Origin of the sequence: Nocardiopsis oceanisediminis, from assembly GCF_048595525.1 — a bacterium.
Classification (GTDB): Bacteria; Actinomycetota; Actinomycetes; order Streptosporangiales; family Streptosporangiaceae; genus Nocardiopsis_A; species Nocardiopsis_A oceanisediminis.
In genome coordinates, this window is record NZ_JAFMZJ010000001.1 from 2,303,168 (window position 1) to 2,327,342 (window position 24,175).

22 protein-coding genes are annotated in these 24,175 nt (G+C 74.2%); 14 read left to right on the plus strand and 8 right to left on the minus strand.

The genetic code is table 11. The features are described 5' to 3' along the window. The first annotated feature begins 129 nt into the window (after positions 1 to 129). Positions 130 to 408: a hypothetical protein gene (locus tag J0910_RS10325; protein ID WP_420158295.1), complete on the plus strand. Its 279-nt coding sequence runs from the start codon at positions 130 to 132 to the stop codon at positions 406 to 408. 117 nt (positions 409 to 525) lie between these two features. Here the strand turns inward: J0910_RS10325 and J0910_RS10330 are convergent, their stop codons facing one another. Both J0910_RS10330 and J0910_RS10335 read right to left on the minus strand, forming a co-directional pair. Next, complete coding sequence (locus J0910_RS10330) at positions 526 to 2,067, minus strand: long-chain-fatty-acid--CoA ligase (protein ID WP_420158296.1); 1,542 nt, start codon at positions 2,065 to 2,067, stop codon at positions 526 to 528. Positions 2,068 to 2,237: 170 nt separating this feature from the next. After that, the gene (locus J0910_RS10335; RefSeq protein WP_420158297.1) at positions 2,238 to 2,678 is read right to left on the minus strand and encodes a DUF6406 domain-containing protein; all 441 of its coding nucleotides are present in this window, start codon (positions 2,676 to 2,678) and stop codon (positions 2,238 to 2,240) included. Between the two features lie 460 nt (positions 2,679 to 3,138). Between J0910_RS10335 and leuS the strand changes: the two genes are divergently transcribed. The 3 genes from leuS (at position 3,139) to J0910_RS10350 (ending at position 7,625) form a co-directional block, all read left to right on the plus strand. Further along, positions 3,139 to 5,634, plus strand: a complete 2,496-nt coding sequence (leuS, locus tag J0910_RS10340; protein WP_420158298.1) for a leucine--tRNA ligase — start codon at positions 3,139 to 3,141, stop codon at positions 5,632 to 5,634. Between the two features lie 5 nt (positions 5,635 to 5,639). Continuing rightward, complete coding sequence (locus tag J0910_RS10345) at positions 5,640 to 6,281, plus strand: hypothetical protein (protein WP_420158299.1); 642 nt, start codon at positions 5,640 to 5,642, stop codon at positions 6,279 to 6,281. A 78-nt stretch (positions 6,282 to 6,359) separates the two neighbouring features. Continuing rightward, complete coding sequence (locus tag J0910_RS10350) at positions 6,360 to 7,625, plus strand: hypothetical protein (protein ID WP_420158300.1); 1,266 nt, start codon at positions 6,360 to 6,362, stop codon at positions 7,623 to 7,625. Positions 7,626 to 7,708: 83 nt separating this feature from the next. On the opposite strand, the gene J0910_RS10355 is transcribed toward J0910_RS10350, so the two are convergent. Continuing rightward, complete coding sequence (locus tag J0910_RS10355; RefSeq protein WP_420158301.1) at positions 7,709 to 8,818, minus strand: alpha/beta hydrolase family protein; 1,110 nt, start codon at positions 8,816 to 8,818, stop codon at positions 7,709 to 7,711. A 187-nt stretch (positions 8,819 to 9,005) separates the two neighbouring features. Further along, positions 9,006 to 9,773: a transcriptional repressor LexA gene (gene lexA / locus J0910_RS10360; protein WP_420158302.1), complete on the minus strand. Its 768-nt coding sequence runs from the start codon at positions 9,771 to 9,773 to the stop codon at positions 9,006 to 9,008. Positions 9,774 to 10,036: 263 nt separating this feature from the next. Here lexA and J0910_RS10365 point away from each other — a divergent pair, with 263 nt between their 5' ends. The 6 genes from J0910_RS10365 (at position 10,037) to J0910_RS10390 (ending at position 15,766) form a co-directional block, all read left to right on the plus strand. Then, positions 10,037 to 10,552 (plus strand): LysM peptidoglycan-binding domain-containing protein, encoded by a 516-nt coding sequence (locus tag J0910_RS10365; RefSeq protein WP_420158303.1) that lies wholly within the window; start codon positions 10,037 to 10,039, stop codon positions 10,550 to 10,552. A 345-nt stretch (positions 10,553 to 10,897) separates the two neighbouring features. Further along, positions 10,898 to 11,377 carry a transcriptional regulator NrdR gene (nrdR, locus tag J0910_RS10370; RefSeq protein WP_040710353.1) on the plus strand — a complete coding sequence of 160 codons (480 nt, stop codon included), beginning with the start codon at positions 10,898 to 10,900 and terminating at the stop codon, positions 11,375 to 11,377. Between the two features lie 100 nt (positions 11,378 to 11,477). Beyond that, on the plus strand, positions 11,478 to 14,294 hold the full coding sequence (locus tag J0910_RS10375) for a vitamin B12-dependent ribonucleotide reductase (protein WP_420158304.1): 2,817 nt from the start codon (positions 11,478 to 11,480) through the stop codon (positions 14,292 to 14,294). A 137-nt stretch (positions 14,295 to 14,431) separates the two neighbouring features. Next, the gene (locus J0910_RS10380) at positions 14,432 to 14,824 is read left to right on the plus strand and encodes a hypothetical protein (protein ID WP_420158305.1); all 393 of its coding nucleotides are present in this window, start codon (positions 14,432 to 14,434) and stop codon (positions 14,822 to 14,824) included. Next, positions 14,806 to 15,243, plus strand: coding sequence for a type II toxin-antitoxin system VapC family toxin (locus J0910_RS10385; protein WP_420158306.1), 438 nt, complete (start codon positions 14,806 to 14,808; stop codon positions 15,241 to 15,243). The genes J0910_RS10380 and J0910_RS10385 overlap by 19 nt, the downstream gene beginning before the upstream one ends. A gap of 94 nt (positions 15,244 to 15,337) precedes the next feature. Then, complete coding sequence (locus tag J0910_RS10390; RefSeq protein ID WP_420161945.1) at positions 15,338 to 15,766, plus strand: CBS domain-containing protein; 429 nt, start codon at positions 15,338 to 15,340, stop codon at positions 15,764 to 15,766. Between the two features lie 72 nt (positions 15,767 to 15,838). Here J0910_RS10390 and J0910_RS10395 read toward each other — a convergent pair whose 3' ends face one another. Continuing rightward, complete coding sequence (locus J0910_RS10395; protein WP_420161946.1) at positions 15,839 to 16,156, minus strand: hypothetical protein; 318 nt, start codon at positions 16,154 to 16,156, stop codon at positions 15,839 to 15,841. A gap of 179 nt (positions 16,157 to 16,335) precedes the next feature. Here J0910_RS10395 and J0910_RS10400 point away from each other — a divergent pair, with 179 nt between their 5' ends. The 3 genes from J0910_RS10400 (at position 16,336) to J0910_RS10410 (ending at position 20,743) form a co-directional block, all read left to right on the plus strand. Next, positions 16,336 to 17,289 carry an ornithine cyclodeaminase family protein gene (locus J0910_RS10400; RefSeq protein WP_420158307.1) on the plus strand — a complete coding sequence of 318 codons (954 nt, stop codon included), beginning with the start codon at positions 16,336 to 16,338 and terminating at the stop codon, positions 17,287 to 17,289. A gap of 280 nt (positions 17,290 to 17,569) precedes the next feature. Then, positions 17,570 to 19,309, plus strand: coding sequence for an SPFH domain-containing protein (locus J0910_RS10405; RefSeq protein WP_420158308.1), 1,740 nt, complete (start codon positions 17,570 to 17,572; stop codon positions 19,307 to 19,309). Continuing rightward, positions 19,310 to 20,743, plus strand: coding sequence for an SPFH domain-containing protein (locus tag J0910_RS10410; protein WP_420158309.1), 1,434 nt, complete (start codon positions 19,310 to 19,312; stop codon positions 20,741 to 20,743). Between the two features lie 266 nt (positions 20,744 to 21,009). On the opposite strand, the gene J0910_RS10415 is transcribed toward J0910_RS10410, so the two are convergent. The 3 genes from J0910_RS10415 to J0910_RS10425 all read right to left on the minus strand — a co-directional run bounded on the left by J0910_RS10415 (position 21,010) and on the right by J0910_RS10425 (position 22,670). Beyond that, on the minus strand, positions 21,010 to 21,201 hold the full coding sequence (locus J0910_RS10415; RefSeq protein WP_017594338.1) for a hypothetical protein: 192 nt from the start codon (positions 21,199 to 21,201) through the stop codon (positions 21,010 to 21,012). Between the two features lie 172 nt (positions 21,202 to 21,373). Continuing rightward, the gene (locus tag J0910_RS10420) at positions 21,374 to 22,063 is read right to left on the minus strand and encodes a hypothetical protein (protein ID WP_420158310.1); all 690 of its coding nucleotides are present in this window, start codon (positions 22,061 to 22,063) and stop codon (positions 21,374 to 21,376) included. A gap of 73 nt (positions 22,064 to 22,136) precedes the next feature. Continuing rightward, complete coding sequence (locus J0910_RS10425; RefSeq protein ID WP_420158311.1) at positions 22,137 to 22,670, minus strand: histidine kinase; 534 nt, start codon at positions 22,668 to 22,670, stop codon at positions 22,137 to 22,139. Between the two features lie 193 nt (positions 22,671 to 22,863). On the opposite strand from J0910_RS10425, the gene J0910_RS10430 reads away from it, so the two are divergent. Further along, positions 22,864 to 23,550: a ribonuclease HII gene (locus J0910_RS10430; protein WP_420158312.1), complete on the plus strand. Its 687-nt coding sequence runs from the start codon at positions 22,864 to 22,866 to the stop codon at positions 23,548 to 23,550. Positions 23,551 to 24,175: the final 625 nt, after the last annotated feature.

Consider the following 24,175-nt stretch of genomic DNA (forward strand, 5'->3'; position numbering starts at 1 on the left):
CGGGGCGCGGCCCGGCGGTGCTCCCGGAGCGGACCGGGCCGGCCGCGGTCCGGGCCGGCGGAGTAATGCGCGGATACCGGGGAAGCAGGGGAGAGACGGGAGCCGGGCGAGCAACCAGGGGGCGGTCGGGTGACGGAGGACGGCGCTGCGCAGAGCGGTCCGGCGGGCGGGGGGAGTACCGCGGCCGGCCCGCTGCCGGACCACCCCATCGAGCCGGAGGCCCCGTGGCCGAAGAGCCCGACCGGGGTGCGGATCCGCTGCAACCGGTGCGGCGAGCCGCGGTTCTTCGCCGACCGGCACGCCGACCGGCCGGACGGGCGCGGCCCGGAGCCGCACTGCGGCGTGTGCGGCCGGCCCATCGAGTACCGCTGCACCGTGTGCGGCGCGCGCTGGCGGCCGCTGCCCTGAGGCGCCGGCCGCGCGCCCGCCCGCAAGCCGTCGGTCTCGGCGACGCGGCCCCCTCGGAGCGCTCCGAGGGGGCCGCGCCCCGGCGGCTCCGCGGAGCCGCCGGGGCGCGGCGGCGGGTCAGCGCAGGTCGCGCTTGAGGATCTTGCCGGTCGCGGTCATCGGGAGCCGGTCGCGGAACTCGATCAGCCGGGGGTACTTGTAGCCGGCCAGCCGCTCCTTGGACCAGGAGACGAGCTCCTCCTCGGTGACCTCCCGGCCCTCCTCGGGCACCACGTAGGCCTTGATCTCCTCGCCGTGGCTCTCGTGCGGGACGCCCACCACCGCGACCAGGCTCACCGCCGGGTGGGTCATCAGGACCTCCTCCAGCTCCCGGGGGTACACGTTGTAGCCGCCGCGGATGATCATGTCCTTGGACCGGTCCACGATGAAGTAGAAGCCCTCCTCGTCGCGGCGGGCGATGTCCCCGGTGCGGAACCAGCCGTCCTGGAGCACCTGGGCGCTGGCGTCGGGGCGGTCGTGGTAGCCCTTCATCACGCAGTGGCCGCGCACCGCGATCTCCGCCGGGCCCTCGCCCTCGACGTCGTTGAACTCGGCGTCGACCAGCTTCATCTCCACGCCCCAGATCGGCCGGCCGATGGAGCCGGGTTTCGCCTTGACCTTGGGGTTGTTGAAGGAGACCACGGGGGAGGTCTCGGAGAGGCCGTAGCCCTCCAGGATCTCCACGCCCAGCCGCTCCTTGACGTTCTTGGCCAGCTCGGCGGGGAGCGCCGAGCCGCCGGAGACCGCGGTGTGCAGGTTCGCGGCGATCTTCTCGACGTCGTGCTCGCCCTTGGCGCCGAGCAGCCCCCAGTACATGGTCGGCACGCCGCCGAAGACGGTGACGCCCTCCTTCTCCATCAGGGCCAGCGCTTCGTCGCCGTCGAACCGCGGCTGCAGCACCATGGTGGCGTGCCGGTACAGCGCGGTGTTGAGCATCGTGGTCTGGCCGAAGATGTGGAACAGCGGGAGCACGGTGAGGAACACGTCGTGCTCGGCGCTGCCGAACAGCTGGCTGGAGCAGACCGCGTTGTAGAGCAGGTTGTTGTGGCTGAGCTCGGCGCCCTTGGGGGTGCCGGTGGTGCCGCTGGTGTAGATGATCACGGCGGTGTCGTCGGCCTCGGTGCGCACCGACTCGAAGGTGCCGGGCTGCCCGTCCAGGGCGGCCCAGAACGTCTCGGCGCCCTCGATCGACGACTCCTTGGCACCGGGGGAGGCCGGCAGGTCGATGTAGGTGGTGCAGGTGTCCACCTCGCCGAAGGCGGCGTGGGCGCGCTCGCCGAGCGGCAGCTCGGGGGTGCCGGCGAAGGCGAACAGCGCCTTGGCCCCGGAGTCGGTCAGGTGGTAGGCGATCTCGCGCGGGGTGAGCAGCACGTTGAGCGGGACGACCACCGCGCCCGCCTTGAGCGCGCCGAAGTAGACGAACGGGAAGTAGGGGACGTTCGGGCTGGCCAGCGCGACCTTGTCGCCGGGTTCGACACCGCGGGAGACCAGCAGGTTGGCGACCTGGTTGGCGATCATGTCGACCAGGGCGTAGTTCAGCCGCAGGTCCCCGAAGACCAGGCATTCGCGTTCCGGAGTGGTCCGGGCGCCGTCTTCGAGCAGCACGGAAAGGTTCAGCATCGCGTCTCCCAGGGGTGCGAAGAGTGTTCCCGCTCACTTTCTACCGCACGGTAACCCGAGGGGCGGGTGCCGGGGCCCGGGAGGCGCGCCCCGCCGGGCGCGGCGGGGCGCAGCGGGCCGGGGAGGCCACCGGGCGCCGCCGGGCGGCCGCCCGGCACGGCGCGGCCCGCTCACTCCCCGCCGTCCTCCCCGCCCCGGGTCAGGGTGGCGCTGCTCGGCTGGGAGGAGGAGTCGCTCAACCCGATCTCCGACACCCGCCACGGCTCGCCGCCGATCTCCAGCTCCTCGCCGAGCCGCAGGGTGTGCTCGGCGGCCGGGCCCTCCTCCGGGGCGACACTGATCTCCACCGAGGGCTCGTCCCCCTTCTCGTGCCCGGTGAGCCGGATCGTGACCATGCCGCCGGAGCCGTCCTCCATCGTGTAGGAGACGCCCTCGGTGAGCCGGATGCGGTCCAGGTTCTGGCCGAGATCGGGCGCCGCGGAGTCCGACGACGCCGTCTCGCTCTCGGTCTCCGCCTCTCCTCCGCAGGCCGCGCCGGTGAGCGCGAGCACCGCCCCGAGCAGCGCGGTGGACAGGGCGCGGGCGGTGCGTGGGCCGGGGGTGAAGGTCATGGGCTGCGGTCTCCAATTGTCGTCGGACCCCGGCACGGCGGCGCCCGGTCCGCGGACGACCGCTGGAGGGGGTGGGCCACGCGCGCCGGCGGGGGCGGTACGGGGTGCCGCCCGCCGAGCATTCTTGCACCGCCGGGGGACCCGGAAGGCCCGTCCCCGCAACGCGGGCGGGCCGGTTCCGCCGGACCGGCACCGGCCGCCGTCGGGGCGACGGCGCCCCGACCGGGGGCGGGACCGGCGGCCCGCCCCGCGGGGAGCCCGACCGGATCCGCCGGACGCGCCGTCGCCGCCGGTCCCGGCCCCGGACGAGGGGCGGCCGGGGCCCGCCGGCGCGCTAACCTGGATGCCCGGGAGACCCCGGCCGGAGGCGGAGCCCCGGTGCGGAGGAGCGGCGGGCGCGGGACGGCGCCCAGTCCGAGCGGTGCTCCCCCAACGCGAACCGGCAGAGGGACGAACAGCGATGACAGCGGTAGAGGGAGAACAGGTGGCGAGCGACGTCTACGACGCCCGCGCCCTCCAGGAGAAGTGGCAGGCGCGCTGGGCGAAGGACGACCCCTTCGCCGCCTCGGAGGACCCGTCCGACGATCGGCCGCGCAGCTACGTGCTCGACATGTTCCCCTACCCCTCGGGCGACCTCCACATGGGGCACGCCGAGGCGTTCGCCATGGGCGACGTCGTCGCCCGCTACCGCTTCCAGCGCGGGGACAACGTCCTGCACCCGATCGGCTGGGACTCCTTCGGCCTGCCCGCGGAGAACGCCGCGATCAAGCGCGACTCCCACCCGGCCGAGTGGACCTACGCCAACATCGAGACCCAGGCGGAGTCCTTCAAGCGGTACGGCGTCGCCATCGACTGGTCGCGCCGGCTGCACACCAGCGACCCGGAGTACTACCGCTGGAACCAGTGGCTGTTCCTGCGCTTCTTCGAGCGCGGCCTGGCCTACCGCAAGGACGGGCTGGTCAACTGGTGCCCCAAGGACCAGACCGTGCTCGCCAACGAGCAGGTCGTCAACGGCCGCTGCGAGCGGTGCGGCACCGACGTGGTGCGGCGCAGCCTCAACCAGTGGTACTTCCGCATCACCTCCTACGCCGACCGGCTGCTGGAGGACATGGAGCGGCTGGAGGGCAAGTGGCCCGAGCGGGTCCTGCTCATGCAGCGGAACTGGATCGGCCGCTCGCAGGGGGCCGACGTCCGGTTCGCGATCGAGGGCCGCGACGAGCCGGTCACCGTCTTCACCACCCGGCCCGACACGCTGTACGGCGCCACCTTCTTCGTGGTCGCCGCGGACGCCCCGCTCGCCGACGAGCTGTGCGCGCCCGGGCAGCGCGAGGCGTTCGAGGAGTACAAGGCGCAGGTGGCCAAGCTCAGCGACATCGAGCGGCAGTCCACCGAGCGCGAGAAGACCGGCGTCTTCCTGGGCCGCTACGCGGTCAACCCGGTCAACGGCGAGCGCATCCCGGTCTGGGCCGCCGACTACGTGCTGGCCGACTACGGGCACGGCGCGATCATGGCCGTCCCCGCGCACGACCAGCGCGACCTGGACTTCGCGCTGAAGTTCGGGCTGCCGGTGCGCGAGGTGGTCGAGACCGGCGAGGGCGCCCCGGCCGAGACCGGCGTCGCCACCGCGGGCGAGGGCGTGCTGACCAACTCCGGTCCGCTGGACGGCCTGGCCAAGAGCGAGGCCATCCCGCGGATCACCGAGGTGCTGCGGGAGCGCGGCACCGGGGACGCCGCGGTCAACTACCGGCTGCGCGACTGGCTCCTGTCCCGCCAGCGCTTCTGGGGCACGCCGATCCCGATCGTGCACTGCCCGGACTGCGGCGAGGTGCCGGTCCCCGACGACCAGCTGCCGGTTACCCTCCCCGAGAACCTGCGCGGCGCGGACCTGGCGCCCAAGGGCATCTCCCCGCTGGCCGCCGTCGAGGAATGGGTCAACGTGGACTGCCCGCGCTGCGGCGGGGCGGCCCAGCGGGACACCGACACCATGGACACCTTCGTCGACTCGTCCTGGTACTACCTGCGCTACTGCTCGCCGCAGGCCGACACCGCCCCCTTCGACCAGGAGAAGGTGCGCAGGTGGGGGCCGATCGACCAGTACGTCGGCGGCGTCGAGCACGCCATCCTGCACCTGCTGTACAGCCGCTTCTTCACCAAGGTGCTGTACGACATGGGCATGCTGGAGTTCACCGAGCCCTTCACCCGGCTGATGAACCAGGGCCAGGTCATCAACCAGGGCAAGGCGATGTCGAAGTCGCTGGGCAACGGCGTCGACCTGGGCGCCGAGATCGACGCCTACGGGGTGGACGCGGTCCGGCTGACCGTGGTGTTCGCCGGCCCGCCCGAGGACGACATCGACTGGGCCGACGTCTCCCCGGCCGCCTCGCTGAAGTTCCTCGGCCGCGCGTTCCGGGTGATGGTCCAGGCCGGCGAGGCCTCCGCACCCGGCACCGACCCGGCCGCCGGGGACCTGAACCTGCGCAAGGCCACCCACCAGGCGCTGGACAAGATCACCGCGGCGGTGGAGGAGCAGCGCTTCAACGTCGCCATCGCCCGGATCATGGAGCTGGTGACCGCCGCCCGCAAGGCCATCGACGGCGGCCCCGGCGCCGCCGACCCGGCGGTCCGCGAGGCGGCCGAGGTCATCGCGGTCACCCTGTCCCTGGTGGCGCCGTACATCGCCGAGGAGGGCTGGGAGCGCCTGGGCCACAGCGGCTCGGTGGCGATCGGCAACTGGCGCACCCCCGACCCCGCCCTGCTGGTGCAGGAGGAGGTCACCGCGGTGGTCCAGGTGAACAGCAAGGTCCGGGACAAGCTCCGGGTCTCCCCGGACATCACCGCCGAGGAGCTGGAGAGCCGGGCGCTGGCCTCGGAGAAGGCCCAGGGCTTCATCGGAGGCAAGGCGGTGCGCAAGGTGATCGTCCGGGCGCCCAAGCTGGTCAACATCGTGGTGGGCTGATCCGGGTGGCCGGTCTGCGGAACCTGTGGGCGGCCGCCCCGCGCCGGGTGCGCTGGGCGGCCGCCGCCGCTGCCGCGGCCCTGCTGGTCGTCGCGGTGTCGGTCACCGCCGTGCTCTGGGCGGAGGGCGGCGGCCCCTCCGCCGAGGCGGGCCCGGACGACCTGTTCCGGGCCGCGCCGGAGTGCGGCGAGGTCCCCGCCGGGGTCCTCGGCGAGGCGCTCGGCGAGGCCGCGCTGGACGCGGCCGAGCGCGGCCTGCTGGAGGACTCCGACGGAGCGGTGTGCACCTGGACCTCGGTCGGGACCGGGGACGGCGGCCTACCGCCCCGCGTGCTCCGGGTCGACTTCCGGGCGCTCTTCACCGACCGGTCCGGCGAGGTGTCCGGGGCGGAGGCGGCGGGGGAGGCGCTGGCCGCCCTGGAGCCGATCCAGCGCGGCGTCTCGGCCGTCCCGGCGCTGGGCGAGGACGCGCGGGCCTGGCGGTCCACCCCGGCCGGCGACTCCGCCGAGGTCGCCTTCCGCAAGGACAACCTGCTGGTCCGGGTCTCCTACGGGGGAGCGGAGAAGGCCGGCGGCCCGCCGCTGGGCTACCGGGACGCGCGCGGTGCCGCGATCGCCGCGGCGGAGGGCGTCGAAGCGGCGATCTGACGGTCTCCGCGGAGCCCGCCCCGCTTGTACGGTTGTCGTACACGATGACCTGACCGATGAGCCAGCCGGGAGGCGCCCATGTCCGAGCAGCCGGACGGGACCGGGCCGCGGAACGGCCCGCCCGCCTCCGACGCGGAGGACGGCGCCGTCGCTCCGCCGCAGAGCGGGCCGCCCCGGTCCGCGCCGGGCGGGGAGGCGACCGGAGCGGACGCCCCCGCCCCGGCGGGCCGCGGTCCGGTACAGGACGCTCCGGAGCAGGGCGGGAACGCCCCTGCTCCGCTCGGCGGCGGCCCGGAGCAGGACGCTCCGGAGCAGGGCGGGGAGCCCCCCGTCCCGGCCGGCGGCCCGGAGCAGGGCGGTCGGCCTCCGGAGCCCGCCGGGCCTCCCGGTGCGCCCGCCCGGCCGGACCGGGGCGGGGCCCCGGCCGCTCCGGACGGCCCGCCGGCCCCGGGCGGGGCCCCCGGAGCGCCGCCGCGCGCCCAGGGGGCGCCGGAGGCCCCGGCACCGCCCGACGGGCCGGGCGCGGTCCGCACCGGAGCGCTTCCGGCGGCGCCGGCCGCAGGTGCGCCGGAGAACCCCGCCCCGGGTGCCCCCGCCGGTCCGGGGGGCGCCGCACCGCCCCCGCAGGGGCCTCCCGCTCCCGGTCCGCACGGGGCCCAGGGGGAGCAGGGGCCGCCCTCCGGTCCGCCGCCGCAGGGGCCGCCGGGCGCCGGTCCGTCCCCGGAGGCGCCGCGCGCCAACCGGGGGTGCGCCACCGCCGCCGTCACCGCGCTGGCTCTGGGCGGCCTGGCGCTGCTCGGTGCCGGGGTGTGGGCCGTGGTGGGCGTGCTGGGCCTGGACGGCTTCGAGAAGGTCCCCGAGTGCCCGGTCGTCGAGGGGGAGACCCTGGACGGGCTGGTCCCCGACGCCGAGGTCGAGGTCGACGGCCCCATCGACGGCCTGGAGCGGGAGGGCCGCGAGGGCACGGAGTGCCGCTGGGCGAGCGGCGAGGACTCCGCGCACACGCCCTCCGCGGTGCGCGTGGTCATGGTGCGCACCGGAACCCAGGGCGGCTCCGCCGGCGAGGAGGCCGCCGCGGAGCTGCTGAACGGCGCCTCGCAGCGGCACGAGCGCACCGCGCTCTCCGGGCTCGGCGACGAGGCCTACTCCTGGTACGACGCCGAGGTCGCCCCGCTCGGCTGGGGCTGCGTCGGCGTGCGCACCGCCAACCTCTACGTCGAGACCTGCTACTCCTCCGCCGCCGACTACGGGCGCACCGAGCCGATCCCCGACGCCGACATGGTGGACGGCGCCAAGCGCCTGGCCGCCGAGGCGATCACCGGCATCGAGGAGAGCAGGGGCTGACCCCCGGGGCGCCCGGGGTCACCCGCGGCGTGACGGAGCGTGCCGCTCCGGGGCTCCGCCGCCGGCCCCCGGCCGCCGCCCGGTCACAGCGCGCCGTCGAGGAAGTCCTCCAGGGCCGGGGCCGCGTCGGGGGAGAAGCGGCGGCCGGCGTCGGCGGCGACCGCGCCCGGGGCGGGGTCGTACATCCGGAAGACGTGGTCGGCGCCCTCCAGGTCGACCCGGGTCGCGTCGGGCAGCCCGCCGGTGAGCCGGTCCACCTCGGCCTCGGTGACCTGGGTGTCCTCGGTGCCCCACAGCACCAGTGCGGGGGTTCCGCCGGGGAGGCCCCGGGCCAGGTCGAGCGGGTCGAGCGCGTCGATCTCGCGGAGGAACGGCTCGTTCTGCGGGCCGAACAGCGACTCCAGCTCGGGGGAGAGGTCCTCGGGCAGGGGGTCGCCCGCGCGCAGCCGCGCGATGGAGGTGCGCACGTCGGAGAGGAGGGCGGTGACGTCCGCCTCGGAGGCGCCGGAGGCCTCCGCGCTGCGCATCTGCTCGGTCAGCTGGCGGTCGATCAGGTCCAGGTACCGGGTGCCGGGCGGGGCGGCCAGCACGAGCGCGGCCGGCGGGTGCCCGTGGACGGCCTCCGGCGCGCGCAGCGCGAACAGCGCGCCCTCGCTGTGGCCCAGCACCAGCAGGCGCGAGGGGTCCACCTCGGGCTGGGAGGCCAGCTCGGCGTAGGCGTTCACCATCTCCCGCTCGAAGACGTCGTAGTCGACCGGCTCGTCGGCGTCGCGGGAGCCCGTCCCGGTCTCGCCGCTGCCCAGCTTGTCGTAGCGGAGCGAGGCGACCCCGGCGTCGGCGAGCACCCGGGCGAAGTTGAGGTTGGTCTCCGCGCCCGGCCGGCCGGGGTTGTTGCCGTCGCGGTCGGTGGGGCCGCTGCCGGAGACGATCAGCGCGGCCGGCACCTTCCCCCCGTCGGCCCCGGGCGGCAGTGCGAAGGTGCCGAACAGGGTGTCCGGGCCGCTGCCGAAGCGGACGTCCCGCTCGACCGGTGCGACGCCGGGCGGGGCGGCCTGCTCCGCGCCGGTCCCGCCGGGGACGCAGCCCGCGGCCAGCAGCGCGGCCGCGGCGGCGGCCGCGATGCGCGGCGGGGTCCGGCGGGCGCCCCGGTGCGGCGGGCGCGGTCGGGAGGGGAGGAGCGGCGGCCAAGGCATGCCCCTACCGTACGGGGCTCCGGGGGAGCGGCGTACGGCGGAGGCCCGGCGGCCCCGCCGTCCGGCGCGCATCGCGCGGGGCCGCCCCGGAGGTCACCGCGGGGTGACGGAAGGGGAACGATCCCGCGGCCGGAGGCGGAAGGTCACGGGGGCGTTCCGAAGCGAGGCGAAGTCGTTACCGCGGCCGCTACATGCGGCGCATCACCGCGACGACCTTGCCGAGGATGGTGGCCTCGTCGCCGTCGATCGGCTCGTAGGCGTCGTTGCGGGGCAGCAGCAGGACGTGGTCGCCGTCGCGCTTGAACACCTTCACGGTGGCCTCGTCGCCGAGCAGGGCGGCCACGATGTCGCCGTTGTTGGCGTCCGGCTGCTGGCGGACGACGACCAGGTCGCCGTCGGTGATGGCGGCGTCGGTCATGGAGTCGCCGACCACGGTGAGCATGAACAGCCGGCCCTCGCCGACGATCTGCTTGGGCAGGGTCAGGACGTCCTCGATGGACTCCTCGGCCAGGATCGGGCCGCCGGCCGCGATCCGGCCCACCACCGGGACGTGCGCGGCGCGCCCCTCCGGGGCCTGCGGCTCGCCCTCCAGCTCGTCCCAGGAGCGCACCGTGGCCTGGCCCGGAATGCGAATTTCCACCGCTCGTGGGCGATTCTGATCGCGGTGAAGATAGCCCTTGCGTTGCAAGACCTTCAGTTGGTGCGCGACACTGGACGGGCTCGACAGGCCCACGGCGTCCCCGATCTCCCGGATGGACGGCGGGTAACCGCGCTGCCGTACGTAGCGGTGGATGCAGTTCAGTACGCTCTGCTGGCGAGCCGTGAGTTTCGGTGCGCCGCTCTGCGTCGCCGCCCCCGCACGCGCGCCCTCCGGCGCCGGGGAGGCGGGGCGCGGGTCGGTGGAGCCGGGCCCGCCCGCGTGAGGTTCCTGCGTTCCGTGGTTCTCCTCCGGCACGGCCGGCCTCCTCGGCGGTGATCTCGCGGTCGTCGCGCGTATGGGCTGTCGGGAGCGTCGAAACCCTCGACCGATGGTGCGGCGGCACCGACCGTGACCGCCCCGCTCGCGGGCCGCGCCGGTGTCGAGGTAAAGCACGTCCAACGTTACTGCCTGCACATAGCGATATCAAACAAACGTTCGAGATGGTGATGAAAAAATCGCCCGGATACGGTATTAGTCGAACATCAGTTCGATCAGACTGGTGTTCGAAGGGGGCGTCCATGTCCGAAACCGCGCCCGTCCCGCCGGGGGCGCCCGGTGCCGTTCCGCAGATCCCCCGTCCCCGGAGGCCCGCCTCCCCCGGCCCCGCCCTGTACGACTGGGCGGTCGAGATCCCCGAGTGGCACCGCTCCCCGGCGGGTCCGCCCGCCCTGGCCGGGCTGCCCGAGCTGCTGGCCGTCCCCGGCGGGGCGGACGGCGTCCGGGTCCGGCTCACCGCGCGCGGCCGCGTGGTCCTGGTCTCCCTGCTGTGCGCGGTGGCCACCGGTGTGCTGTCGCTGCTGTTCATGACCTCCGCGGCCGCGGGCGCCTCGGGGGCCGGGGCGGCGGCCGGCGCCTTCTTCGGGGCGGCTCCCCCGACGGTGGTCGTCCGGGACGGCGATACGCTTTGGGAGATCGCCGAGCGGGTGCGCCCCGGCGATGACGCGCGGCGCACCGTGCACGAGATCGTCGAGCTCAACGGCCTGCCCGGAACCGAGCTGGAACCCGGTCAGAGGCTGCGGATCCCCGGGGGCTGACCCCACTCCGCGCGCGGGTGTCCATCGTCACGGCGGCGGCCCGCGCCCCGGTGCGACACGCCGGGGCGCGGGCGCTCCCGTCCGGGCTGACCTGCGAAGCCGCCCGGACGCCGCGCGGGGGCTTGCGGTCCTGACCTGCGGCCTCATAGGTTGACCACAAGATCTTGTGCTCGCCTTGGTATGAGTGACCCATAAGTTGTGCTTTAGTGGGTGCAGATCTTCATGGGGCCGTCCGGTGCGCGGACGACGCCGGCGGCCCGGGCGAAACAGTGAGCGGACTCCGCCGCGCACGTCGCGGCGGGAGCCGGCGCGGAAGGGCCGCGGGGCGCAGGGAGGCGTTTCGGCATGCACTGTCCGTTCTGCCGTCATCCGGACAGCCGGGTGATCGACAGCCGGTCCACCGACGACGGCGCGGCGATCCGCCGGCGCCGCTCCTGCCCGGAGTGCGGGCGGCGGTTCACCACGCAGGAGACGGTCCTGCTGATGGTGCAGAAGCGCTCGGGCGTCACCGAGCCCTTCTCCCGGGCCAAGATCGTCGCCGGCGTCCGCCGCGCCTGCCAGGGCCGCCCGGTCACCGAGGACGCGCTGGCCGTGCTGGGCCAGCGGGTGGAGGAGGAGATCCGCTGCCGCGGCCTGGCCGAGGTGCCCGCGCACGAGATCGGTCTGGCCATCCTCGGTCCGCTGCAGGAGCTGGACGAGGTGGCCTACATGCAGTTCGCATCGGTCTACCGGGGCTTCGAGTCGCTCGCCGACTTCGAGGAGGAGATCTCCCGGCTGCGGGCCGAGCGGCAGTCCGCCGGCGTCGGGGACGAGGACGGCGCGTAGCGGTCCCCGGGGCCGCGCGGGGAGAGCAGGAGGGCCCGCCGGGATGCGGGCCGACGGTGGCTCCGGGGGGAGCCCGGACGAGATTTCAGGGGGAGCCGGCATGACGGAGACGACGGGCGCGACGGCGCGCAAGGGCGGCGGCCGCCGCAAGGGGCTGAAGATCGAGCGCATCTTCACCACGCCCGGCGTGCACCCTTACGACGAGGTCGAGTGGGAGCGCCGCGACATCGTCATGACCAACTGGCGGGACGGGTCGGTCAACTTCGAGCAGAAGGGCGTGGAGTTCCCCGCCGCCTGGTCGATGAACGCCACCCAGATCGTCGCCAGCAAGTACTTCCGCGGCGCGGTGGGCACCCCGCAGCGGGAATGGAGCCTCAAGCAGCTCGTCGACCGGGTCGCCGGGATGTACACCCGCACCGGCCGGGAGAACGGCTACTTCGCGACCGACGCCGACGCCGAGGTCTTCGACCACGAGCTGAAGCACGCGCTGGTGCACCAGCTGTTCAGCTTCAACTCGCCGGTCTGGTTCAACGTCGGCACCGCCTCCAGCCAGCAGGTCTCCGCCTGCTTCATCCTGTCGGTGGACGACACCATGGAGTCGATCCTCGACTGGTACAAGGAGGAGGGGATCATCTTCAAGGGCGGCTCCGGCGCCGGGGTCAACCTCTCCCGGATCCGCTCCAGCAAGGAGCTGCTCTCCTCCGGCGGCACCGCCTCGGGCCCGGTCTCGTTCATGCGCGGCGCCGACGCCTCGGCCGGCACCATCAAGTCGGGCGGCGCCACCCGCCGGGCGGCCAAGATGGTCGTGCTCGACGTGGACCACCCCGACATCGAGGAGTTCATCGAGACCAAGGCGCGCGAGGAGCACAAGATCCGCGCGCTGCGCGACGCCGGCTTCGACGTCGACCTGGGCGGCGCGGACATGTTCAGCGTCCAGTACCAGAACGCCAACAACTCGGTGCGGGTCTCCGACTCGTTCATGCGCGCGGTGGAGAGCGGCTCCGGCTTCGGCCTGGTCTCCCGGACCACCGGCGACGCGGTGGACGAGGTGGACGCCCAGCGGCTCTTCCGCTCCATGGCCAAGGCGGCGTGGGAGTGCGCCGACCCGGGCGTGCAGTACGACGACACCATCAACGACTGGCACACCGCGCCGGAGAGCGGCCGGATCACCGCCAGCAACCCCTGCTCGGAGTACGTCCACCTGGACAACTCCTCGTGCAACCTGGCCTCGATCAACCTGCTGAAGTTCCTCGGCGAGGACGGCTCGTTCGACATCGCGAACTTCGCCGCGCTCACCGAGCTGGTCATCACGGCGATGGACATCTCCATCACCTTCGCCGACTTCCCCACCGAGAAGATCGGCGAGACCACCCGGGCCTTCCGCCAGCTCGGCATCGGCTACGCCAACCTGGGCGCGCTGCTGATGGCCACCGGCCACGCCTACGACTCCGACGGGGGCCGCGCGGTCGCCGCCGCGATCACCTCGCTGATGACCGGAACCGCCTACAAGCGCAGCGCGGAGCTGGCCGGCGTGGTCGGCCCCTACGACGGCTACGCCAAGAACGCGGACGCGCACAAGCGGGTGATGCGCAAGCACGCCGCCGCCAACGACGACCTGCGCACCGTCGGCGAGATGGACCGGTCGATCGCCGCGGCCGCCACCGCCGCCTGGCAGGGCTGCCTCAAGACCGGAGAGAAGCACGGCTGGCGCAACGCCCAGGCCAGCCTGCTCGCGCCCACCGGCACCATCGGCTTCATGATGGACTGCGACACCACCGGCATCGAGCCGGACTTCTCGCTGGTCAAGTTCAAGAAGCTGGTCGGCGGCGGCTCCATGCAGATCGTCAACCAGGCGATCCCGCGGGCGCTGGCCACGCTCGGCTACCAGCAGGAGCAGGTCGAGGCCATCGTCGAGTACATCTCGGAGAACGGCCACGTGGTGGACGCCCCCGGGCTGCGCCCGGAGCACTACGAGGTGTTCGACTGCGCCATGGGCCGCCGCTACATCAAGCCGATGGGCCACGTGGAGATGATGGCCGCGGTGCAGCCGTTCCTCTCCGGCGCGATCTCCAAGACGGTGAACGTGCCCGAGGAGGCCACCGTCGAGGACTTCGAGCACATCTACTTCCAGGGCTGGAAGCTCGGCCTGAAGGCGCTCGCGGTCTACCGGGACAACTGCAAGGTCGGCCAGCCGCTCTCCACCGCCGGGAGCGGGGAGAAGAAGGAGGCCGGGCAGGCGCCCGAGCCGCAGGCCGTCGAGGTGAACCGCCCGGTCCGGCGCCGGCTGCCGAAGAAGCGCCCCAGCCAGACCGTGTCGTTCGCGGTCGGCGGCGCCGAGGGGTACATCACCGCGGGCTCCTACCCGGACGACGGCCTCGGCGAGGTCTTCATGAAGCTCGGCAAGCAGGGCTCCACCCTGGCCGGGATCATGGACGCCTTCTCCATCGCGATCTCCATCGCGCTGCAGTACGGGGTCCCGCTGGAGACCTACGTCGAGAAGTTCACCAACATGCGGTTCGAGCCGGCCGGCATGACCGACGACCCGGACATCCGGATGGCCCAGTCGGTGGTCGACTACATCTTCCGCCGCCTGGCCCTGGACCACCTCTCCTTCGAGGAGCGCGCCGACCTGGGCGTGCTCACCGCCGAGGAGCGCCGGGCCCAGGCCGCCGGCGAGGACCCGGCGCAGGTCGCCGCCGAGGTGGAGTCCTACGCCCAGTCCGCCCCGGTCGCCGGCCGCGAGGAGGCCCCCGCGGAGCAGGGCGCCGCCCGCGCCGCCGAGTCCCGCGTCCGCACCGCCGCCGAGCAGGGCTTCGTCGCCGACGCCCCGCTCTGCGTCACCTGCGGCACCAAGATGCGCCCGTCCGGTTCCTGCTACGTCTGCGAGGGCTGCGGCTCCACCAGCGGCTGCAGCTGATCCCGGGCACCCGACCCGTCCGACGGGGGCCGACCGATCCGGTCGGCCCCCGTTTCGGCGTTCTCCGGGAACACCGGCCCGAGTTCTTCGGCCGTTTCCCGGGTAGGAGTTTCCTACTGGCGGTAGGATCGCGCGGCATGGGGACGGTGCACATGGAGCAGGAGACGGCCGGTCACGAGAGGGAGGCGCGCATCCTCCGGGAGGGGGCCCTTCTCGAAGAGATGAGGTCCCTCTCGCCGGGAGAGGCGAGAGCGATGCTGCGCCTCCTGCACAGAACCGTCGAGAAGCGCACCGAGGAAGAAGAGGAGCGCGCGCGCAAGGTCAGCGTCTCCATGCCCGAGTCGCTCGTCGACGCGGTCCGGGAGCGGGCCGGGCGCGGGGAGTTCAGCCGCTACATCAGCGAGGCGGTCGCCACGAGACTCGAACGTGAGCGGCTGATCGAGTTGAACCTCCTCTTGGAGGAGGAGTACGGCCCCGTCTCGGAGGAGTACCTGGCCGAAGCGGAGGCGGCGTGGCCGGACGCCGATTGAGCCGCCTCGGAGGAACAGTCGTCCTCGATTCGGAGGGGCTCGCCAAGGCCGCAGGAGGAGACGGGCGGGCCCGGGCCCATCTGGTGAAGGCGGAGGAACACGGTGCCCGAGTGGTGGTCAGCACCGTCACCCTGGCCGAGGTGCTGCGCGGCGGGCCGCGCGATGCACGCGTGCACCGCGTCCTGAAGGGGGTCGTGCAGGTGCCGGTCTCCGCCGAGATCGGGCGCGCCGCGGGGGAGATCCTGGGCAGGGCCGGGCTGTCCGGCCACCGCTGCACCGTCGACGCGATCGTCGCGGCCACCGCTCTGGTGCAGGCCAGGCCCGTTCTCCTGCTGACCAGCGATCCGGACGACATGGCGAAGCTGGTCGAAGAGCCCGACGTGCCCAAGAACCGGCGGGTCGGCATCGTGCACATCTGACCCACCCGGCGCAGCCGCCCCTGATCGGCGGGGAGGCGGTTAAGGGCGGGCGGCCCGCGGGTAACCCTCGGTCACCGAGCGAAAGGTGACCGCCATGCTGATCGCCGAGCTGCTGCGCGCCAAGGGCTCCGACGTGGTGACGGTCCGGCCCGATACCGGGGTGGCCGAGCTGCTCACCCTGCTGGCCCGGCACAACATCGGAGCCGTCGTCGTCCTGGAGGGCGGGAGGATCGCGGGGATCGCCTCGGAGCGCGACGTCGTGCGCCGCCTGGAGGAGCACGGCGCGGAGCTGCTGGAGCGGCCCGTCCGGGACATCATGACCACCAACGTGATCACCTGCAGGACCTCCGACACCGACGACGCCCTCACCGTGCTGATGACCGAGAACCGGGTCCGGCACGTGCCGGTGCTCTCCGCCGGGGAGCTGATCGGGATCGTGAGCATCGGGGACGTGGTCAAGAGCAGGATCCGCCAGCTGGAGCTGGACCGCCAGCAGCTGGAGGCCTACATCACCCAGGGGTGAGGCCGGGCCGTCCGGGGCGAAGGCCGGGCGGTGCCGCGGCGGCCGCCCCGCCCGGCACCGCCCGCGGCCGGCTCAGGCCCCGTCCGGGGCGCCGCCGCGCTCGCCGAAGGCCCAGGCCGCGGCGCCGGTGGCCGCGGTGACCGCGAGCACCGAGGGCCACGCGCCGATCTTCTTGGCCAGCGGGTGCGAGAGGCCGAAGGCGCCGAGGTAGACGCCGGTGAGCGCGGCCGCGGTGGCCGGGCCCGCGGTGCGCCGCCAGGACGCGAAGGCGGCCGCGCCGAACCCGGCGAGCACGGCGCCGCCGAGCGGGCGGACGCCGGTGGCGCGGGCCGCGGCGTATCCGCCGATCAGGCCGGCGGAGGTGAGCACGGGGCTGGGAACGGCGGGCATCGGCACGGTGCGGGCTCCTCACGTACGGTCCGGGGCCGGGCGCCCCGCGGGTCTTCCCGCTCCACGCTATCCCCGGTGCCGGCGGGCCCCGGCGCGGCCCCGGATCCGGCTCCCCCGGGGGAGGGGCGCAGGGGCGGGGTCCCCTGGCTGCCGGCGGCCGCAAGGGGGATGATCGGACTGTGACACTCTGCCTGGGCCGCTCCGACCTGCTCCGCCTGCTGGACGTGCACACCTGCATCGACCGGCTGTGGAGCGGGTTCACCGCGGAGCCGGTCGGGGTGGACGCGCAGCGGGTCCGCGCCGACCTGCCCGGACCCGGCACGGCCACCGCGCTCATCCCCGGCCTGCTCCCCGGCATCCCCGCCTACTCGGTCAAGGTCAACGCCAAGTTCCCCGGCGCCCGGCCGGCGCTGCGCGGCGTCGTCTGCCTGCACGACCTGGGCACCGGGGAGCTGCTCGCACTGCTCGACTCGGCCACCCTCACCGCGTGGCGCACCGGCCTGGCCGCCGCGCTGGCCGCGCACAACCTGGCCCGCTACGACGCCGAGGTGCTGGGAATCGTCGGCTGCGGCGCCCAGGCCGGCCTGTTCACCCGGGGGATCGTCGGGATGCGGCCGGTCTCCGCCATGGTGGTGACCGACACCGACCGCGCCCGGGCCGGGGAGTTCGCCGACCGCTGCGCCGAGGAGTTCGGGCTGCCGGTGCGGGTCGCCGACGACGCGCCCGGAGCGGCCGCCGAAGCGGACATCCTGCTCACCGCGACCTGGTCGCGCACCCCGCTGCTGCACGCCGCCGACGTGCGCCCCGGCACCCAGATCACCTCGCTCGGCGCCGACGAGCCGGGCAAGATCGAGCTCGCCGCCGACCTGCTGCTCGCCTCCCGGGTGGTGGTGGACGACGCGCGGCTCGCGCTGGCCGGCGGGGCGGTGGGCAACGCGGGCCTGGACGCCTCGGCCGTCTCGGCGACCCTGGGCGAGGTGCTCACCGGCGCGGTCCCGGCCCGCGGCGGCCCGGACACCGTCACGGTCTACGCGCCGGTCGGCGTGCCCTGGCAGGACCTCGCGCTGGCCTGGCACGGCTACCGCGCCGCCGGCGAGGCCGGAGCCGGAACGCCGATGGACTTCCTCGGCTAGACCGCTCGGGCGATGATCTCGACGTTGCGGGGGTATCGGAGCGCTCCGATACCCCCGCAACGTCGAGATCATCGGGGAGAGGGGCGGGCGCCCGGTTTCGGCCCGCGCCTCCCGAATTCCGGACACGCTGGGTATCGATACCCGATGGTCACTCGGAAGACGCAGGTGGGCGGGGTCCCGTGTGGGAGGATTCCGCCACCGCGAACGGGACCGTGGGAACCGGGCGAGCCGTGCCCGCGTCGGACCCACAGGTCCGTCACGAGCAAGGAGTCACCAACATATGTCCTTCGCACAGACCGTGCGCGGGGCCGCCGAGAGCATCGCCCAGGGCGGCGATCCGCGGGCGGCGGTCACCGACGCGCTCAGTGAGGGGGCGGAGGGATTCGGACTCGATCCGGGAGACTTTCTGGCCGCCCGGGATCAGGGCGCCTCGACGGGTACCCGGATCGAGCAGAAGACCACGTCGCTCAATAACGCCGGCGAGGCGCTGAACCAGAGCACGTTCGAGCGCGGCTCGGACGGCCCGGTCAACGTCATCTGCCCGATGGTGATCCCGCGCGGCCGGACGTTCGCCGCGCTGCTGCCGTCGATCCTGCTCGCCGTGGTCGGCGGGATCGGCCTGGGCGTCACCGCGCTCCCGCTCGGCTTCCTCCTCAACCCCTTCTTCGGCCCGCACTACTGGGTGGTGCTGCTGCTGTTCACCGCGTTCATGTGGTGGCGGCAGGGCATGGTCATGGTCCCGGACGGCTGCCAGGCGCTGATCACCCGGTTCGGCAAGCTGGAGCAGATCGTCGGCCCCGGCCGGGTCACCCTGTTCAACCCGTGGAAGCGGGTCTCCTACATCGTCAACACGACCCGGGAGTACCCGTTCAACGCGCCCATCCGCGAGGCGCCCACCAAGAGCGGGGTCAAGGCCTCCATCGACCTGTTCGTCCAGTTCCGGATCGAGGACCCCGAGCAGTTCATCTTCGTCCTCGGCGCGGTGCAGGGCTTCCAGGAGAAGCTGAACAACGCGATCAGCGAGACCACCCGCAGCCTCATCTACGAGCAGCAGGCCGCGGAGATCTACGACCTGGTCGGGGAGAGCACCTCCCGGATGGTGGAGCAGCTCAACGCGCAGTTCCTGCCCGCGGTGCGGCTGACCAACGCCAACATCACCCACGCCGAGCCGTCCAGCCAGGAGTACCGGATGGACCTGGCGGCCACCGAGATGGTCCGGGTGGCCAAGGAGGCGTACACCTACCAGTACGAGCTCCAGCTGCGCAAGGAGCAGAACGAGGGCGACCTCAACCGCGAGCTGGCCTCGCTGAACGAGACGCTCTCGGCGATCCAGGCCGACATCGCGCAGTACCAGGCCCAGATGGACACCGCCCTGGAGCGGGAGACCAACCGGGCGCGCGCCCAGGCGCGGCAGCGGTTCGTGGAGGCGGAGAGCACCGCCAACGCCAACGCCGCGCTGCTGGAGGCCCAGGCACTGGACATCCGCGCGGTCAGCGCGGCCGAGGCGCCGGAGATCCTCAACTACCGCTACCAGCAGGACCTGCTGGACAAGCTGGAATCGGTCGCCGACAGCCTGCCCCAGGTGCTGCACATCGGCGGCGCCGACGACTCCAGTGTCGACTTCCTCCGGGTGGCGCAGGGCATCATCGGCGAGTCCGAGGCGCAGCTCTTCGACGAAGAGGACATGGCGGCCATCCGCACCCGGCTGGCGGAGATCTCCGAGCGCATCGCCGCCCGGGAGGCCGAGATCGAGGCGCTGCTCGCCGAGGAGCAGGCCACCGTCGAGACCCCGGACCCCGAGGACCACGAGGTCCCGGGCGAGGACCGGCTGGAGGAGATCCGCAAGTCGGTCTCCGACGACGCCATCGACGAGCGGCTGCAGGCCGCCGCCGACCAGGGCCCGGCGGCTCCGGCCGGGGAGCCCGAGCCGCAGGCCCCGGAGGGGCGGGAGCGGCCCGCGCCGCCCCCGCCGCCCGCCCCGTGGCCGCAGTCCGGCCCCAGCGAGCAGGGAGGCCTGTAGATGAGCCAGTCCAACGCCCCGCAGCGGAGCGGGTCCAACATCAAGGAGTCGGTGGCCTCCTGGGGCGACATCGCCCGCCTGCTCCGCGGCGGCGACCAGGGCGCCCTGGTGCCCGTCGTCATCCCCCGGGACAACCGGGGCCTCAGCTGGACCATGCTGGTCTGGGCCGCGCTCTACCTGCTGCTCGGCGCGCTGGTGGTGGCCGTCATCGGCATCGGCCTGCTGATGTGGCTGGCGGTGCTGCTCTTCGTGCTGGCGCTGGTCGCGCTGGGACTGGGGCTGCTGTGGTGGTGGCGCTCCGCCATCGTGGAGATCGAGCAGGGCACCGTCGGCCTGCTCACCAAGTACGGCGCCATCGTCGGCCAGCTCGACCCCGGCCGGCACTACCTGTGGCACCCCTGGTCGCGGGTGGACTTCGTGGTGGACGTCTCCACCGAGATCCCCTACACCGCCCCGGTGCTGGCCTGCCCCACGCAGGAGAACGTGCCGCTGAAGTCGATCGAGTTCTTCCTGAAGTTCCGGATCGTCGACGCGGTGGCGTTCGTGCGCACCATCGGCGCCTCCAACTTCGACCTGGTGCTGGCCAGCGCGGTGCAGGACGCGATCCGCCAGCGCAGCCGGATGGTGCAGACGGAGAGCGCCTACGACCTGCGCGGCTCCGACGTCGCCGACATGCAGGACCTGCTCAACCGGCAGCTGCGCCGGTACGGCGTGGAGATCCGCGGCTGCAACATCCCCGACGTGCAGCTGCCCAACCAGTACCAGCAGCACCTGGCCACCCGGGAGCGGGTGGCCAAGGAGCTGGACGCCTACGAGCAGGAGTGGGAGCTCACCCGCAAGCGGCGGATCGACACCCTGCTGATGGACATCGAGCGCTCCAAGAAGACCCGCGACGCCAAGATCGTCGAGGTCAACGCGGCGCTGAACAAGGCCCGCAAGGACGTCGCGCAGATGCTGGAGGAGCAGGAGACCGAGGCGCAGCGGGTCCGCTACGAGATCGAGACGCAGGGCCGCGCCGACCTGGTCGCCGCGCAGAACGAGGCCAAGGCGCAGCGCCGCCTGTCCACCGCCTACCGGGACAACCGGGCGGTGCTCCGCTACGAGCTGGCGCGCCGCCGGCTCGACGTCGGGGCCAAGCTCGCCGAGCACGCCCCCACCCCGGTGGTGGTGCGGACCGACGGGAGCGGCGGGGACACCTCGGCGCTGTCCACCCTGCTGCTGGCGCAGATGCTGCCCGGCATCGGGGGCGGGAACCGCAGGGCCCGTGCCGTCGAGAGCGACGCGTCCGGCGCCTTCCAGGAGGCCCAGGGGGCCGTCGCGGCGGCCGCCGGCCGGCAGCAGCAGATGGCCGAGCAGTACCTGCAGGAGCAGCAGCAGGCGATGCGCGAGCAGTTCGAGCGCGGTGAGGGCTACGGCGGCGGCAAGCGCCGCTGAGCCCGCGGCGGTGCGGCCCCTCCGGCCGCACCGCCGCTCCGCCGGAAAAGGGCGGGGAGAAGCGGTGCGCACCGCTTCTCCCCGCCCTTCGCTCGCGGCCGGAGTGGACCCGTATTGGCTCCGGTATTACCCGGCCTTGAATCCCGCCCCGGTACAGTCGGGGCATCGGGGGGAGATTGTTCCCGGATTCCCGGCGCCGGCGAGGCGCGCAGGTCGAATCCGGGAACAATTGTTTTCGGCGGAATTCGCCCGCCCCGCCCCGGGGCTCAGGCCGCTTCCACCAGCGAGCGGTAACCGCTGTCGATGTCCACACCGTGCCGGGCCGCGATCTCCACCAGGTCCTCGATCTCTCCGGCCTGAGCGAGGCAGACCTCCGCGTCTCCGCGCGCGTGCGCCCGGCGCAGGGCCCGCGTCGCGTCGTAGATGCGCAGGTGCAGTGTGGTCAGGAACTCGCTCATCGTGTCCGTCCGTCCCTCTCCAGGGGGGATCCTTCTCGTTCTCGTCGCCCCCTTTTCTACCGGTTCCGGATAAAAGGGCGGTTAGAGGAAAGGGGGACGGAAGGGAAAACGCCGGTGACGAGGGCCACCGGCGCTGCGGGAACCCGCTTCGCGCGGCGGGCCGGTCAGGCGGTCAGTACTCGGTCCAGGAGTACCATCTGCCGCCGATGTGCTCGTAGACCCGGCCGCCGTGGCCGCGGACGAAGACGTCGGTCTCCAGCGGCTCGGCGCTGTAGGCCAGCCCGGACGGGCTGAGCAGCCCGGCGCCCTGCACCGTGTAGAGGGTCAGGCCGTCCTTGATGGTCACCGACTTCAGCGGGTACAGCCCGGCCATCTCGCCGTTCAGCGGGATGGTGGTGGACCGGTTGGTCGTGTCGCGGACGTTCAGCAGCTCGTCGGCGGAGGTGGAGACCCGGCCCTGCAGCGGGATGTCGGCCATCGACAGGACGATCGCGACGGCCGCGACCAGCGGTGCGGAGATCCAGCGCAGCCAGTACCTGCGCACCATCGGGCGGGCCACCGACAGCGCGATGCCCAGCCGCAGCGCGCCCATCGCGGCGAGCAGCGCACCGCCCCCCATGCCCAGCACGAACGCCGGAAGGTGCCCGCCGGGCATGCTGTCCTCGTAGATCAGGACGAGGCCGACCAGGACGCAGGCGGGCAGGTAGAGCCGGCCGGGCGGCCGGGACGCCCAGGAGATCAGCCGCCGGGCGAGCGTCGGCCGGTGGGCGATCTGCAGCAGCGGCGCGACCGGGTCCTGGCCGCCGCGCGGGTCGGAACGGCTCGCCGGATTCGATCCGGGCGTCGGAGCCGAGGCTGTCATGGAGTGCGTTCCCCCAGATGGATGCGGTGATCTCAGGCGCGGTCCGAGGGGTGGGCCACCGGGGACCGCGTCGTCAGGTCCGGGACGGCCGCCGCACAGCGGCCCGCCCTTCAGGATAGGGGAGCGGCGGCGCCTCCTCAGGCCTTCTGAGGGTTCCGTCGCGATCCCCGAACGGGATCTTGGTCGCATCCCGGGCGCCCGCGGTTCCCGCCGCCGCGGGACGGCGCAGCACGCGGTCCGCGCAGAGCCGCCCGGGGGCGACCGCGGCCAGCAGGCAGGCCGCGGCGAGCAGCGCCGGCAGGGCGGGCGGGGCGCCCGCGGGCAGCGAGGCCAGCGCCGCCCCCTCCGGCCAGGCCCCGGCCGCCGCGGGCACCGCGGCCCCGGCCAGCGCGGCCAGCACGGCGCCGCAGACCGGCACCGCCACCCCCGCGGCCAGCAGCGCGGCGCCGGCCAGCTCGAGCCAGGCCAGCGCCGCCCCGGGAGAGGACGGCCAGGAGAGCGGCCGGCCCGCCGCGTGCCCGGCGAACACCCAGGCCGCTCCGGCCCGCACCGCGAGCACCGCCGCGTCGTAGAGCCGCCCCCGGCCCGCGCTCCCGCTCCGCTTCACCTGAGTCCGCCCTCGTCCGCCCGGCAGAGACACCCGGAAACTACTCGACCCGGCCGCCCCCGCCGGGGCGCCACACGCGGGGCCCGCCGATTCCCTCCGGGAACACCGCCCGAGCCGCCCGATTCGCCCGTTCCGCCCGGCGCGGGTCCGCGCCGGGCCGCGGGAGGGGCGGGCACTGAGTAAGGTTGGGCGGGTGGCAGCCACTACCCCCATCGAACCGCCGGACTACGCTCTGGAGCAGGAGCTGGGCGCGGCAGGCGCCGCCCTGGTCGCCGGGGTCGACGAGGTCGGCCGGGGCGCCTGGGCGGGACCGGTCGTGGTCTGCGCGGCCGTCGCCGGCCCGGCCCCCGCCCCCGAAGGCCTCACCGACTCCAAGCGGCTCACCCCCAAGCGGCGCACCGCCATGGCCGAGCTGCTCCGCTTCTGGGTCGCCGACCACGCGGTCGGCCGGGCCGAGGCCGAGGAGATCGACGAGCTGGGCATGACCGCCGCGCTGCGGCTCGCCGCCGACCGGGCGCTGCGCGGCCTGAGCCGCCGCCCCGACGCGGTCATCCTGGACGGCAAGCACGACTACCTCGGCCGCCCCTGGGCGGTGCGCACCCAGGTCAAGGCCGACCTGACCTCGGTCAGCACGGCCGCCGCCTCGGTGCTCGCCAAGGTGTACCGGGACACCTGGATGGCCGGGCTCGACGCCGAGCACCCCGGATACGGCTTCGCCACCGCCGCGGGCTACCCCTCGCCGGTGCACCGCGCCGCCCTGGCCGAGCACGGCCCCACCCCCCACCACCGGATGACCTGGTCCTACCTGGACGGCCTGGAGAAGTGGCGGCACCTGCGCAGGCCCCGCCCCGGCCCGGGCGGGCAGACGGCGCTGCTCTGATGCGGGCGCCGACCCCCCGCCCGGACGGCGCGGCCCCGCGGAGGTCCCGCGGAGGAGGCGGCCCGGCGGGAGCGGGGGCCGCCGTGGGCGCCGCCCCGCACCCCTCCACCGGTGCAGGGGCGCCCGGCCGCATACCGCCTTCGGCCGCGTCCGCCCCGCACCGCCCCCGGAGAACGGCGGCCGCCCGGCGGCCCCTGCCGGGCGGCCCGTTCGACGAGCCCGATCCGCGGCCCCGGCGCGGCGGGCGGCGCTCCCGCCCGCGGCCCCGGCTGCGCCTGGGCCGGATCATCGCGGCCGTGCCGCTGATCGCGGCGGCGCTCCCCCCTGCCGCCTGGGGCCGGGTCCGGTGGACCGCCCGCCGCGGCGGGCGGCCGCGCTCCGACGCGATCGTGGTGCCGGGCGCCGGCCGGTACAGCGGTCCGGCGCCGGTTCCGGGCGCCCGCGGGCCGGGCGGATGCGCCCCGGTGGCGGTGCGCCGGCCGCGGGGCCGGGCCGGGGGGAGTCCTCCGGCCGGTTCCAGCGGCGACCCGCCCGCCTCCCGGGAGGCGGTGGTCCGGTCACCCCTGCCGGGTGCTCCGGGCGGCCCGGTACCGGCTTCACCGGCCTGCGGAACGCGCGGACGCCC

Coding starts and splice junctions, on each gene's coding strand:
- J0910_RS10330 (WP_420158296.1), bottom strand. CDS start 2,067: ATGCTGAACCTTTCCGTGCTGCTCGAAGACGGCGCCCGGACCACTCCG.
- J0910_RS10335 (WP_420158297.1), bottom strand. CDS start 2,678: ATGACCTTCACCCCCGGCCCACGCACCGCCCGCGCCCTGTCCACCGCG.
- leuS (WP_420158298.1), top strand. CDS start 3,139: ATGACAGCGGTAGAGGGAGAACAGGTGGCGAGCGACGTCTACGACGCC.
- J0910_RS10350 (WP_420158300.1), top strand. CDS start 6,360: ATGTCCGAGCAGCCGGACGGGACCGGGCCGCGGAACGGCCCGCCCGCC.
- J0910_RS10355 (WP_420158301.1), bottom strand. CDS start 8,818: ATGCCTTGGCCGCCGCTCCTCCCCTCCCGACCGCGCCCGCCGCACCGG.
- J0910_RS10365 (WP_420158303.1), top strand. CDS start 10,037: ATGTCCGAAACCGCGCCCGTCCCGCCGGGGGCGCCCGGTGCCGTTCCG.
- nrdR (WP_040710353.1), top strand. CDS start 10,898: ATGCACTGTCCGTTCTGCCGTCATCCGGACAGCCGGGTGATCGACAGC.
- J0910_RS10375 (WP_420158304.1), top strand. CDS start 11,478: ATGACGGAGACGACGGGCGCGACGGCGCGCAAGGGCGGCGGCCGCCGC.
- J0910_RS10380 (WP_420158305.1), top strand. CDS start 14,432: ATGGGGACGGTGCACATGGAGCAGGAGACGGCCGGTCACGAGAGGGAG.
- J0910_RS10390 (WP_420161945.1), top strand. CDS start 15,338: ATGCTGATCGCCGAGCTGCTGCGCGCCAAGGGCTCCGACGTGGTGACG.
- J0910_RS10395 (WP_420161946.1), bottom strand. CDS start 16,156: ATGCCCGCCGTTCCCAGCCCCGTGCTCACCTCCGCCGGCCTGATCGGC.
- J0910_RS10405 (WP_420158308.1), top strand. CDS start 17,570: ATGTCCTTCGCACAGACCGTGCGCGGGGCCGCCGAGAGCATCGCCCAG.
- J0910_RS10410 (WP_420158309.1), top strand. CDS start 19,310: ATGAGCCAGTCCAACGCCCCGCAGCGGAGCGGGTCCAACATCAAGGAG.
- J0910_RS10415 (WP_017594338.1), bottom strand. CDS start 21,201: ATGAGCGAGTTCCTGACCACACTGCACCTGCGCATCTACGACGCGACG.
- J0910_RS10420 (WP_420158310.1), bottom strand. CDS start 22,063: ATGACAGCCTCGGCTCCGACGCCCGGATCGAATCCGGCGAGCCGTTCC.